Here is an 11613-nt window from a genome sequence, read left to right as displayed (position 1 = left end):
ACGTCGTGTTGAGCAGGGAGAGCGCGGCCGGCGCGAGCAGTGCGCCCGCGACACCCTGGAGGGCGCGCGCGGTGACCAGCATCCCGAAGCTGTTGGCGGCACCGCCGAGGGCGGAGGCGCCGGCGAATCCGACGACGCCGACGAGGAAGGCGGTCTTGCGGCCGAACAGGTCGGCGATCCGGCCGCCGAGCAACAGCAGGGAGGCGAACGCCAGGGCGTACGCGGTGACGATCCACTGCCGGTTGCCGTCGGAGAAGCCGAGGTCCTTCTGGGCCGACGGCAGGGCGATGTTCACGATGGTGGCGTCGAGGACGACCATCAGCTGTGCGACGGCGACGATCGCGAGGATCCACCACCGCTTGGAGGAGCCCGCGGGCTGCGCCTCCAAGGCGCCCGACTGGGTGCCTTCGGTCAGAGTCTTCTGGGACATCGGGAACCACTCCAGGGAAGTCGTTCGGGGTTTACCAAAACGTAAACGAAACGGTTTCGTACACATCGACACTAGAGCACTTTCAGCGAAACGGCAACGTTTCGCTGGGGATGGGGATCCAGGTATGCGCAAGGGCGTGTTCGAGGCCGACGGGGCCGGGCTGTACTACGAGGTGCGCGGTACCGGCCCGGCGCTGTTGATGATCAGCGGGGCCGGGGGAGACGCCGGCTACTACACGGGCGTCGCGGAGAACCTTTCCGACGCTTTCATGGTGATCTCCTACGACCGGCGCGGCAACTCACGCAGTACCGGCCGGTCCGCGACACCGATGGACCTCGCCGTCCAGGCCGCCGACGCCCGCGCGCTCGTCGACGGCCTGGCCGACGGGCGGGCGCTGGTGTTCGGCAACAGCGGGGGCGCGATCATCGGCCTTGTCCTTGCCGCACTGCACCCGGAGGTGATGACGGGCCTGATCGCCCATGAACCGCCCGCCGTGAACGTCCTGCCCGACGGCGACCCCGCGCGCAGCTTCTTCGCCGAACTCGCCGCGCTGTACGCACAGGGCGGGGCACCGGCAGCGGGGCGCCGGTTCGCCGAGACCACCCGCGGCGAGGGCACGTACCGCTGGCCCGGCGAGCTCTGGAAGCGGTTCCTGGGAAACCAGGACCACCTCTTCGGCACGGAGTGGTCGGCCTTCGCCACCTTCCGGCCCGACGAGACCGCGCTCAAGTCGGCCCCGTTTCCCGTCGTGTTGGGCGCGGGAGCGGAGGACCGGGGCACCTACTACGCCCGCCCGTCGATCGAGATCGCCCGCCGGATCGGGGTGCCGTGGGCCGAATTCCCCGGCATCCACATGGAGTTCCTGCGCGACCCCGCCCGATTCGCGGCGGCGGTACGGGTGTTGGCGACGCAGCTGCACAGCCGCGACGGCGACGTCCCCGGACTCTGGACGGGCGCCGCTCAGTGAGGGCCGAGCAGCTCCGCAACCAACACCCGCCGCAGCCACGCCCGGTAGGCCTCCCGCGTCCAACCGCGGTGTCTGCGCAGGAGTTGATGCATGTGCGGTGACGCGAGCGCGTAGAGCGTGTCGGCGGCGGTGCGCGCGTAGAGGCCGGTGCGAAGGGCCCCGCGCTCCTGGAGTGCCGTGGCCAGGGCCAGATGCACACCGTACGTCGCCTCGGCGCCGGCGTCCGCCGAGGCCCGCATGTCCGGGTCGGCGCCGGCCGCCTCGACGGTCACCATGATCAAGTCGCCGGCGCGTTCCAGCAGTTCGGTGATCTGGTCGACGCTACGGCCGATCGCGCGCCCGGGGTCGGGCTCGTCCCGGATCTCCAGGGTCTCGGGGCGGTCCGGGACGGCGACCGGCTCCTCGTCACCGGCGATCGCGACACCCAGGGTGTGCCCGAACAGGGCGGCCTTGGTCGGGAACGCGTCGTACAGCGTGCGCTCGCCGACACCGGCCAGCGCCGCCACCTCCTTCATGCGCGTGCCCGTGAACCCCTTCTCCGTGAACAGCCGGGAGGCCGCCTCCCGGATGCGGGCGCGGGTCGCCTCGGCGGCCTCGGCGCGCTTGGCCGAGCGGTAGGGCCGCTTCTGGTCCCTCTTCTGGTTGACGGGGTCGGACATGGGGAGGAGTCTAGAAGGAAATCAGCGCAGTGGTGCTGCGGTGAAATTCAGCGGAGCGGAACCGGAGCGATGAGGAGCGTGGGCGCCATGCCGGAGCTCGCCGGAATCCACCATGTGAAGATGCCCGTCACCGATCTCGACCGCTCGCGCGACTGGTACGGCCGCGTCCTCGGCTTCAAGGTCACACATGAGTTCCCGGACGCGGACGGCGTCGTGCGCGGAGTGGCGGGGGAGGTGCCGGGACTCGGCGACTCCATGCTCTGCCTGCGGGTCAACTCCCGGGCCGCGCAAGGCTGTCAGGGCTTCGACCCGGTCAGCTTCGCGGTCCGGGACCGTGCCGACGTCGAGGCCTGGGCGGCCCACCTCGACACCCTCGGCATTCCGCACTCGCCGGTGATCGAGGCCTCGATCGGCTGGCTGCTGGTCTTCAACGATCCGGACGGCCTCGACCTGCACCTGTACAGCTGGGCGGCGCACGGGGTGGATCACGGGGGCGTGGCGGGGTACGGCCGCCGGGTCGGCTGAGCGGGGCACGGTTCCCTGAGCGGGTCGCTCCGTGCATGCCTTGACCGGCATATAACCGCAGAGGCATATTGGGGGCATGTCCGACGCCTCGCTCTGGACCGCCCTCGCCGATCCCCACCGGCGGGCCATCGTCGCCCTGCTCCTGGAGCGGCCCCGGCCCGTCGGCGAGATAGGGGAGGCCTGCGGTCTGAGCCAGCCCAGCACGTCGAAGCACCTGCGGGTGCTGCGAGACGCGGGCCTGGTCCGGGTGCGGCAGGACGCGCAGCGCCGCGTCTACGCCCTCGACCCCGCCCCGATCGCCGCCCTCGACGCCTGGCTCGCCCCCTACCGTGAGCTGTGGAACCGCCGCCTGGACAGGCTGGGCCAACGCCTCGACGAGACGTCGCAGGACGACACCCCACACCCCACCCCGAAGGACTGATCCACCATGTCCGTCGACCTCACCGGCACCTATCTGACGCTCGACGACGGCCGCCCCGCCGTCCGTTTCAGCCGCACCTATGACCAACCCCTGGGCCGTGTCTGGCAGTTCGTGACCGACCCCGACGAACTCGCCCAGTGGTTCCCCTCCCGCGCCGAGTTCGAGCTGCGTCCCGGCGGCACGGTCACCTTCAGCGGCGACCCGAACATGCCGGAGTCGACCGGCCGCGTCCTCGCCGTCGACCCGCCTCGGCACCTCTCCTTCGAATGGGGCGGCGACGAGCTGCACTTCGACCTGGAGGAGGTCGAGGAGAAGCGCACCCGCTTCACCCTCACCAACGTCCTGAGCGCCGAGGACACCGCGTCCCGCAACGGCGCCGGCTGGGAGGTCTGCCTCGGCGCCCTGGACGCGAAGGCCCGCGGCGAGCGTGCCGAGGGACCTCATACGGGTGCCGGTGTGCCCTGGAAGGAGTTCTACGACGGCTATCTCGCGGCCGGGATCCCCTCCGGCGCACCCGTGCCGGGCCTGGACTGACGCGTCCCCGGCCCGGCCGACCCGTCACGCCATCTGCCGCCGCACCAGCTCGTGCAGCCGGCCGCCCGTGTCCGCCAACAGCTGGGCGGGCGGCCCCTGTTGGGCGACCTTGCCGTCCTCCATGACGACGACACGGTCCGCGTCCAGGACGGTCGACAGGCGGTGCGCGATGACGATCCGGGTGGCGTTGAGCGCCTTGGTGCTCTCGATCACCGTGCGCTGGGTCTCGTTGTCGAGGGCGCTGGTCGCCTCGTCGAAGAAGAGGATGCGCGGCCGGCGGATCAACGCCTGGGCGATCATGAGGCGTTGACGCTGGCCGCCCGACACCGCGCCGCTGCCCGCGACGATGGTGTGCAGGCCCATCGGCATCCGCTTGATGTCCTCGGCGAGGCCCGCCATCTCGGCCGCCGCCATCGCCTCCTCAGGTGTGAACGGCTCGGTACCGCAGATCACGTCCAGGATGGAACCGGTGAACGGCTGCGCGTGCTGGAGCACCACCCCGCACTGCCGCCGTACCGCGGACTGGTCGAGGGCGCCCAGGTCCTGGCCGTCGTAGAGGACGCTGCCCGAGACCGGTTTGTCGAAGCCGATGAGGAGGCGCAGCAGGGTGGACTTGCCGCAGCCGCTGGGGCCGACGATTGCCACGAACTCGCCCGCGCGGACATTGAAGGACACGTCGTCCAGGACCAGGGGGCCGTCGTCGGCGTAACGGAAGGAGAGGCGGCGGGCCTCGATCGCGCCGGACAGCTGACCGGGGCGGGTGCTCGCGGTGCGGACCTCCGGGGCAGCGTCCAGGACCGGCCTGATCTCCTCGAAGAGGGGGAGTGCGGAGACCGCGGAGACGAAGGCGCCGGTCAGGCTGGTGACGGAGGTCAGGAGCATCGTCACCGAGGTGTTGAAGGTGAGGAAGGAGGCGGCCGACATGGAGCCGCGTGCCGGGCCCGCGAGCAGCATGAACATCAGCAGGGTGCAGACGGGCAGATATACCGCGCCCATGACTGCGGTGAGGTTCTTGATCCGGCCGACCTTCTGCTGGAGTTCACGGCTGCGTGCGAACTCGGAGGCCCAGGCCGCGTAGGCGTAGTTCTCGGCCGCCGCGACGCGCAACTTCGGCAGCCCGCGCAGGGTTTGGAACGCCTGGTTGTTCAGCTTGTTGCTGAGCACGACCAGCTTGCGCTGCCAGCGCACCTGCCACAGGCCGAGGCCCAGGAACATGGCCGCGATCACGACGAGCATGCCGATGGCCGCGAGTGCCAGCGAGGGGCTGTACCAGAAGAGAAGTCCCAGATTCATCACGCCGACCGTCACCGACTGCGCGACGACCGGGCCAACTCCCGCCAGCAGGCGGCGGATCGAGCTGATGCCCATCGCCGCGCTCGCCAGTTCGCCCGTCGAGCGTTCGGTGAAGAACTTGGTCGGCAGCCTCAACAGACGGTCCCAGACCGCCGGTTGGAGCGTGGCCTCGATCCGGCCCTCCAGGCGGAGGATGGTGAGGTTCTCCAGCAGCATGAACGCCGCCGCGACCACGCTCGTCACCATCACGGCCAGACAGACCTGGACGATCAGGTTCGTCTGGGCCTTCGGCACGAACTCGCCGAGCACCTTGCCCGTCGCGATCGGCACCAACGCCCCGATCGCGACCGTCACCAGTCCGCTGATCAGCAGGTTGGACAGGTCGCTGCCGGTGCCCTGCATGCTGAAGCGCAGGAGCCGCAGTGGGCTGAGCCGGCGCTCGGGCAGCGGGCGGTAGAACATCACCGCGCGCGGCTCGAACTCCTCCGCGTTCGCCTTCTCGATCGGCGTCTCGCGCCCGGTCGCCGGATGGACGGCCACGTACCCGCCGCGCCGCCACAGCAGCGCCACCGGCGCCCCGGACAACGCCCGATGGCCCACCAGCGGACCGACGTTGTCCCGCCACCAGCGCCCGTCGAGCCGTACGGCACGGACCCGGACCCGGGAGGCGAGGGCGATCCGCTCGACCGGGTCGAGGCGGTCGCTCTCGCTGCCGCTCTGCGCGGGCTCGGCGAGGGTGATGCCCGCCGCCTCGGCTACCAACTTGCAGGCCGCGTACGACGCGTCGGCGTCGGCGGCCGTGGTGCGCCGCGCCGACGACTTGCCGATCGACGCCAGCAGCGTCCGGTCCGCCTGGGCGCGCACCGCCTCACCGGCCTTGATACCGGCGGCGGTTCGCGTCTCGTGGGTGCGCTCCAGCTGCTCGATCCACTTGTCCAGCGTGGACAGCAGCCGGTACTGCTGGTCGACCATGCCCTGCCAGACGGACGGGTCCATCAGTAGATCGGCGGCGGCCTCGGCCCCGTACATCTGCCCGTACTGCACGCTGCCCGGCGGGACTTGCATCCAGAAGACGTCGTCGTCGGTGAGCGCGGCGGCCCGTTCGGTGGCCATCGGGGCCTGGAAGAGGATGGAGAGGCCGCGGCCCACACCGAGGGCGAGGGCGTATTCGAGCGGGCTTGAAGTCGGGGGCACGTACTGGGGGTTGCCGTACTCGTCGTAGGACCAGGTCTGGGTGTCCGCGGCCTGGTACAGCTCGCGCAGGTTGATGCGGTGCACCACGCAGTCCCGCAACGGGCGTGCCACCAGGGTGTGTTGGGGCCCGGCGACCGGGCCGAGCAGCAGCGAACCCGCTTCCAGCCGGCCGAGGTGGTGCCAGTGTCCCTGCTGTACGGCGTCCACCGCGAACAGGTCGATGGCGCCCGACGCCACCAGCCAGAGCACCTGCGGACCTTCGAGGTCGAGGCGGTTGAATCCGGTGCAGTCGATCGGCGTGCCCAGGGATCCCAGCGCGCCGAGGACCAGGTCGCCTTCGTGAACGGACGTCATCTCAGCGCTCCTTGACCAGCGTGGCGTACGCGCCGCCGGCCGCCACCAGGGCGTCGTGCCGCCCGCGTTCCACGATCGTGCCGTGTGCGAGGACGACGATCTCGTCGCTGTCGCGCACGGTGCTGAGCCGGTGTGCGATCACCACGCAGGCGCAGCCGCGCTTGCGCAGGTTGTCCATCACGATGAGCTCGGTCTCCGCGTCCAGGGCGCTCGTCACCTCGTCGAGGACGAGGATGCTGGGCCTGCGCACCAACGCCCTCGCGATCTCCAGGCGTTGGCGCTGACCGCCGGAGAAGTTGCGCCCGTCCTGCTCGACCCGGCTGTGGATGCCGCCGGGCCGCCGCATGACCACGTCGTACAGGGCCGCGTCCCGCAGCGCGTCCGTCACCGCGTCGTCCGGGATGGAGGGGTCCCACAGCGCCACGTTGTCGCGGACCGAGCCCTCGAAGAGGAACACGTCCTGGTCGACGAAGGACACGGAGGCGGCCAGCGCGCCGCGCGGGATGTCCTCCAGCCGGTGGTCGTCGATGCGGATCACGCCCTCCCAGGGCGTGTAGAGACCCGAAATCAGCCTGGACACCGTCGACTTGCCGCTGCCGGAGCCGCCGACGAGCGCCACCTGCTGGCCCGGGCCGACCGTGAGCGAGAAGCCGGTGAGGAGGGGCTTGTCGAGGGGGCTGTAGCCGAAGGTGATGTTCTCCAGCTCGACGTGTCCCTGCAGCCGGCGGGTCGAATCGGCGCCGCCCGCACGGGAGTAGAGGGGATCGGCCTGGAAGTTCTCGACGTCCTTGAGGCGCGCCACATCGGCCGCGAAGTCCTGGATGCGGCCCGCGACGCCGTTGAGCCGGGTGATCGGCGCGGTGAAGCGGGTGACCAGTGCCTGGAAGGCGACCAACAGGCCGACGGAGATGTGCCCTTCGACGGCTCGCATACCGCCGATCCACAGGATCAGCGCGCTGTTGAGGGAGGCCAGCGTCGGCGCGACCACGCCCAGCCACGCGCTCGGCACGCCGAGCCGCTGCTGCTCCTCCAGGGTGGTGGCGTGCTGTCCGGCCCACTTGCGGAAGTAGCCGTCCTCGCCACCGGTCGCCTTCATCGTCTCGATCAACTGGAGCCCGGTGTAAGCGGTGTTGGTGAGCCGGGCGCTGTCGGCGCGCAGTTTCGCGGTACGGGTCGCGCGCAGCCGGATGACGACCCGCATCGCCACCACGTTCAACAGCGCCACCCCGATGCCCACGTAGGTGAGTTGGGGGTCGTAGGTGTAGAGGAGCAGCGCGTAGAGCACCACGACCACCGCATCCACGCCCGCCGCCGAGAGATCGCGAGCCAGGGTCTCGGCGACGGAGTCGTTCGACTGGAGGCGCTGCACCAGGTCGGCCGGGCTGCGCTGGGAGAAGAACGTCACCGGCAGCCGCAGCAGATGGCGCAGGAAGCGGGCGCTGGAAAGGGTGGAGGAGATGATGCGGCCGTGCAGCAGGTTCGCCTGTTGCAGCCAGGTCAGCACCAGCGTGAGCAGCACGCAGGTCCCCATGGACGCGAACAGCACGCCCAGCAGGGAGGTTTGACCGCCTATCAGGAACATGTCGATGTAGGTCCGGCTGAGCGCGGGCATCGCCGCGCCGACCAGGACCAGCAGCAGGCTGGAGAGGACGGCGGCGGGCATCGTGCCCGCGGTGCCGCGCAGCCGGGCGGGCATCGCGCCCAGGACGCCCGGCTTGCGCCCGCCCTTCTCGAAGCCGTCGCCCGGCTCCATGACGAGGACGACTCCGGTGAAGCTGGAGTCGAAGTCCTCCATGGGCACGAACCGGCGGCCCTTGCCTGGGTCGTTGATGTACACCCCGCGCCGGCCGAAGCGGCGGCCCATGCCGTCGTAGACGACGTAGTGGTTGAACTCCCAGAACAGGACGGCGGGGGACCGCACTTCGGCGAGGGCGGCCGTGTCCATCTGCATACCCTTGGCCGTGAGGCCGTAACTGCGGGCTGCCTTGAGCAAGTTGCTGGCGCGCGAGCCGTCGCGGGAGACACCGCAGGCTATGCGCAGTTCCTCCAGCGGGATGTGGCGGCCGTAGAAGCCGAGGACCATCGCGAGGGAGGCGGCGCCGCACTCCACGGCCTCCATCTGGAGCACGGTGGGTGAACGGACCGTCTTCACACGGCCCTTGGGGACCGGGCGCTTCGTCGGCGCGGAACGGCGCCGGGAACGGGTGTCCTGCGCGGGGCTCATGGCAGCAGCCAATCGAGGGGACGCTGATCGGCCAGCCGGATCGAGGCCGAGGCCATGGTCATGGAGGTGAGGGCGAAGGGCGGCCCGTCGGCGGACGACCACTTGTAACCGCTCTTCGTCCGCGCCGACTTGTCGAGCTTCACCAGCACGGCCACCGGCCTGCCCTTCTTGGTGAACTGCTCGCCCAGCTGGCTGTCCCCGAGGAACGCGGCGATCTGCTGCGCCGACTCGGCGGACCGGTCCACCGCCTTCACATGGCCGCGCAGTACGCCGTACGTCTGCGTCGGCACCGAGGAGACGGTCAGGTCGACGGCGGCGTTCTCGGGGATGGAGGCCGCGTTCTCGGCGGGGACGTACACCGTCGCGTAGAGCGGGTCGGCGGTGTGCGCGACCTTCTCCACGGCGGCGACGTTCGCGCCGGTCTGGATGATCTGGCCGATGGTGGCGGCGAGCGCGGTGATCCGGCCCGCGGCGACCGTGCGCACGACGGAGTCCCCGGCGCTCGTACGGACCTGGAGGACGGGGGAGTTGGCCGGCAGCCGCTCGCCCTCCTGCGCGACGACGGCGGTGACCTGGCCGGCGACCGGGCTCTGCAGGATGTAACTGCCCTCCCCGTGCGTGAGGATGGCGGACGCGCCGACCGTGGAGGCCACGGAACCGGTGACCGCCCACACGGAAGCGGCGGCCACGACGACCACCGTCACACAGAGCACGAGCCAGCCCTGCGGACGCGCGAAGCGCACCGGAAGATCGAGCTCTTCGGGCGACTGGAGCTTGGCGAGGGCCTGTTGGCGGAACTGCACGGAACTTCCCTCACCTAGGGGAGAGATCTTTTACGGCAACCCGAGAGTCCCGGAGCCGGGAAACGGCTCCGGGACTCAGTGGAACAAGGTGCGATCAGAGACCCGAGACCAGGTTCGTGACCGGGGACACGCTCAGGCCGGTGACGCCCTCGACGGTGCCGACGACCGTGTCGACCAGGCCGGAGACCGGGGCGATGCCGTCCACAACACCGGTGACGGTGCTGAGGGCGTTCAGGGACAGGCCGCCGGAGACGTTGTCGAGCTCGGCGTCGGAGATCTCGACGGTCTGAACCTGGGGGGTGGAGTTCATGGGGGAACTTCCCTTCATATGGATATTCACAAGGGGGAGCGGCCCCCTCTGGGGACAGACGACGGCCGCGACCGCAGGCGCCGGGCGCCGTTTCCGGAGCCCTCGTGGCTCCTGCGGTGCGATGGATCAAAGCACGCTGCGGACGGACGCAGCCAATCAAACTCCCGTCCCACCAGGGCACTTGAGCCTCAGGGGACGCGAACCGTGCAGGAGTGCGCACGAGGTGTCGGCGAGTTCTTCACACGCTGCACGGCATCGCTCCGCAGGAAGCCTTGCGGCGCCGAAGCGGAATCGGGCACTCCCCACCAAAGGCGTTCCGGGGGGCGTGTGCATGTGCAGATCCGTCGGGTTCGGTGACTTCGTTGGGTACGCGCTGTGCAGATTCCCTGAAGTGAGGATTCCGCTCACCGTTCTCGACGGACCGTTACTGATCGATCGCGTTCTGTTCCGCTCCGGGAGCGGCCGAACTCAACGCGCACGCGCGGCGGTTCGGGCGGCCACCGATTCGATCAAGACATCCACCCGCTCGCCGGACCCCGGACCCGAAGGGCCCGCCACGCCGTCGGCACAGGCACGCAGCCACCTCGTACCCCCACCGGGTCAGGGCTTGGACATGGCCGATTCGCGTTTTTGCAAAGGAAGTTGAGAAACGGAATTGAACACCTCACGTGACACCTGCGTATCAACGGGCATCCAGGCGCCCCCATAAGCCGCCACCCCCGGCGGCACAGACCCCGGTCCCCAGGAGGTCGAGAAGTTTGAGTCACAAGCGAATTCCGAAGCGCAAGGCCGTGATAGCTGTCGGCGGTGTCGCTGCACTCGGAGCGGCGGCGATCCTGCTGCCGAACGCCAACGCGTCCCAGGACAACTCGGCAGGCGCCGCCACCCCCAAGACCCTCAAGGCGACCGGCGCCTCGGACCTCTCCTCGCAGATCGCCGGACTGCTCGGCGACGCCTTCGCCGGGTCCTACTACGACAGCGCCACCCAGCAGCTCGTCGTCAACGTGATCTCAGGCGACAACAACAACGTCGTCGTACAGGCGGAGAAGGCCGGCGCCAAGGTGCGCGAGGTGCAGAACAGCACCGCCGAACTCACCGCCGCCGCCAAGGTGTTGAAGACCAAGGCCACCGTCCCCGGCACCGCGTGGTCGGTCGACCCGAAGACCAACAAGATCCAGGTCCTCGCCGACAGCACCGTCACGGGCAGCAAGTGGGACACCGTGCTCTCGACGGTCAAGAGCCTCGGCACCGACATGGCCACCGTCAAGAAGACCGCCGGGTCCTTCAAGACCCTGGTGTCGGGCGGCGACGCCATCTTCGCCCAGACCGACCAGGGCGGCGTCCGCTGCTCCCTCGGCTTCAACGTCACCGCGAGCGACGGCACCCCCGCCTTCCTGACCGCCGGACACTGCGGCGTCGCGGCGAAGCAGTGGTCCGACTCGCAGGACGGCGCCCCGATCGCCACCGTCGACCAGGCCACCTTCCCCGGCAACGACTTCTCCCTCGTGAAGTACGACGACCCGGCCACCCAGACCACGAGCGACGTCAACGTGGGCAACGGCCAGACCGTCCAGATCACCCAGGCCGAGGACGCCACGGTGGGCACGCAGGTCTTCCGGATGGGCTCCACCACCGGTCTGCACGACGGCACGGTCACCGGACTCGACGCGACCGTCAACTTCCAGAGCGAGACCGACCCCAACGGTGTCGACACCGTTAACGGCCTCATCCAGACGGACGTCTGCGCCGAGGCGGGTGACAGCGGCGGCTCGCTCTTCACCCAGGACGGCGGCGCGGTCGGCCTCACCTCCGGCGGCAGCGGCGACTGCACCGCCGGCGGCGAGACCTTCTTCCAGCCGGTCACCGCCGCGCTCACCGCGACCGGGGCCACCCTCGGTG

At 70.0% G+C, this 11613-nt stretch carries 11 protein-coding genes; 5 read left to right on the top strand and 6 right to left on the bottom strand.

The annotated features are described in order from the left end of the window. Window positions 1-430 (bottom strand): MFS transporter (locus tag R6V09_RS33525; protein ID WP_317885226.1); only part of this gene is annotated, 430 nt, incomplete at its 3' end. A gap of 124 nt (window positions 431-554) precedes the next feature. Here R6V09_RS33525 and R6V09_RS33520 point away from each other — a divergent pair. Beyond that, on the top strand, window positions 555-1397 hold the full coding sequence (locus R6V09_RS33520) for an alpha/beta fold hydrolase (protein ID WP_317885225.1): 843 nt from the start codon (window positions 555-557) through the stop codon (window positions 1395-1397). Here R6V09_RS33520 and R6V09_RS33515 read toward each other — a convergent pair. Further along, window positions 1391-2056 carry a TetR/AcrR family transcriptional regulator gene (locus tag R6V09_RS33515; protein WP_317885224.1) on the bottom strand — a complete coding sequence of 222 codons (666 nt, stop codon included), beginning with the start codon at window positions 2054-2056 and terminating at the stop codon, window positions 1391-1393. The genes R6V09_RS33520 and R6V09_RS33515 overlap by 7 nt on opposite strands. Window positions 2057-2143: 87 nt before the next feature. Between R6V09_RS33515 and R6V09_RS33510 the strand changes: the two genes are divergently transcribed. From R6V09_RS33510 to R6V09_RS33500, 3 genes are all read left to right on the top strand, one after another. Beyond that, window positions 2144-2581 (top strand): VOC family protein, encoded by a 438-nt coding sequence (locus R6V09_RS33510; protein WP_317885223.1) that lies wholly within the window; start codon window positions 2144-2146, stop codon window positions 2579-2581. A 76-nt stretch (window positions 2582-2657) separates the two neighbouring features. Then, window positions 2658-3002, top strand: a complete 345-nt coding sequence (locus R6V09_RS33505) for an ArsR/SmtB family transcription factor (RefSeq protein ID WP_317885222.1) — start codon at window positions 2658-2660, stop codon at window positions 3000-3002. Between the two features lie 6 nt (window positions 3003-3008). Continuing rightward, entirely contained in the window at window positions 3009-3536 is a 528-nt protein-coding gene (locus R6V09_RS33500; RefSeq protein ID WP_317885221.1) for an SRPBCC family protein, read from the top strand. A 24-nt stretch (window positions 3537-3560) separates the two neighbouring features. On the opposite strand, the gene R6V09_RS33495 is transcribed toward R6V09_RS33500, so the two are convergent. From R6V09_RS33495 to R6V09_RS33480, 4 genes are all read right to left on the bottom strand, one after another. Then, the gene (locus tag R6V09_RS33495; protein WP_317885220.1) at window positions 3561-6377 is read right to left on the bottom strand and encodes an NHLP bacteriocin export ABC transporter permease/ATPase subunit; all 2817 of its coding nucleotides are present in this window, start codon (window positions 6375-6377) and stop codon (window positions 3561-3563) included. 1 nt (window position 6378) lies between these two features. After that, window positions 6379-8601: an NHLP family bacteriocin export ABC transporter peptidase/permease/ATPase subunit gene (locus R6V09_RS33490; RefSeq protein ID WP_317885219.1), complete on the bottom strand. Its 2223-nt coding sequence runs from the start codon at window positions 8599-8601 to the stop codon at window positions 6379-6381. Then, window positions 8598-9404 (bottom strand): HlyD family efflux transporter periplasmic adaptor subunit, encoded by an 807-nt coding sequence (locus R6V09_RS33485; RefSeq protein WP_317885218.1) that lies wholly within the window; start codon window positions 9402-9404, stop codon window positions 8598-8600. The genes R6V09_RS33490 and R6V09_RS33485 overlap by 4 nt, the downstream gene beginning before the upstream one ends. A gap of 94 nt (window positions 9405-9498) precedes the next feature. After that, window positions 9499-9714 (bottom strand): type A2 lantipeptide, encoded by a 216-nt coding sequence (locus tag R6V09_RS33480; protein WP_317885217.1) that lies wholly within the window; start codon window positions 9712-9714, stop codon window positions 9499-9501. 758 nt (window positions 9715-10472) lie between these two features. On the opposite strand from R6V09_RS33480, the gene R6V09_RS33475 reads away from it, so the two are divergent. Next, window positions 10473-11613 (top strand): S1 family peptidase (locus R6V09_RS33475; protein ID WP_317885216.1); only part of this gene is annotated, 1141 nt, incomplete at its 3' end.

Source organism: Streptomyces sp. W16 (assembly GCF_033194735.1).
Lineage (GTDB): Bacteria > Actinomycetota > Actinomycetes > Streptomycetales > Streptomycetaceae > Streptomyces.
This window is presented reverse-complemented; position numbering and strand designations above follow the sequence as displayed.

What these genes read in the sequence shown, in the direction of transcription:
- R6V09_RS33510 (WP_317885223.1), top strand. Translation starts at nt 2,144, where the DNA reads ATGCCGGAGCTCGCCGGAATCCACCATGTGAAGATGCCCGTCACCGAT.
- R6V09_RS33490 (WP_317885219.1), bottom strand. Translation starts at nt 8,601, where the DNA reads ATGAGCCCCGCGCAGGACACCCGTTCCCGGCGCCGTTCCGCGCCGACG.
- R6V09_RS33505 (WP_317885222.1), top strand. Translation starts at nt 2,658, where the DNA reads ATGTCCGACGCCTCGCTCTGGACCGCCCTCGCCGATCCCCACCGGCGG.
- R6V09_RS33480 (WP_317885217.1), bottom strand. Translation starts at nt 9,714, where the DNA reads ATGAACTCCACCCCCCAGGTTCAGACCGTCGAGATCTCCGACGCCGAG.
- R6V09_RS33515 (WP_317885224.1), bottom strand. Translation starts at nt 2,056, where the DNA reads ATGTCCGACCCCGTCAACCAGAAGAGGGACCAGAAGCGGCCCTACCGC.
- R6V09_RS33500 (WP_317885221.1), top strand. Translation starts at nt 3,009, where the DNA reads ATGTCCGTCGACCTCACCGGCACCTATCTGACGCTCGACGACGGCCGC.
- R6V09_RS33495 (WP_317885220.1), bottom strand. Translation starts at nt 6,377, where the DNA reads ATGACGTCCGTTCACGAAGGCGACCTGGTCCTCGGCGCGCTGGGATCC.
- R6V09_RS33520 (WP_317885225.1), top strand. Translation starts at nt 555, where the DNA reads ATGCGCAAGGGCGTGTTCGAGGCCGACGGGGCCGGGCTGTACTACGAG.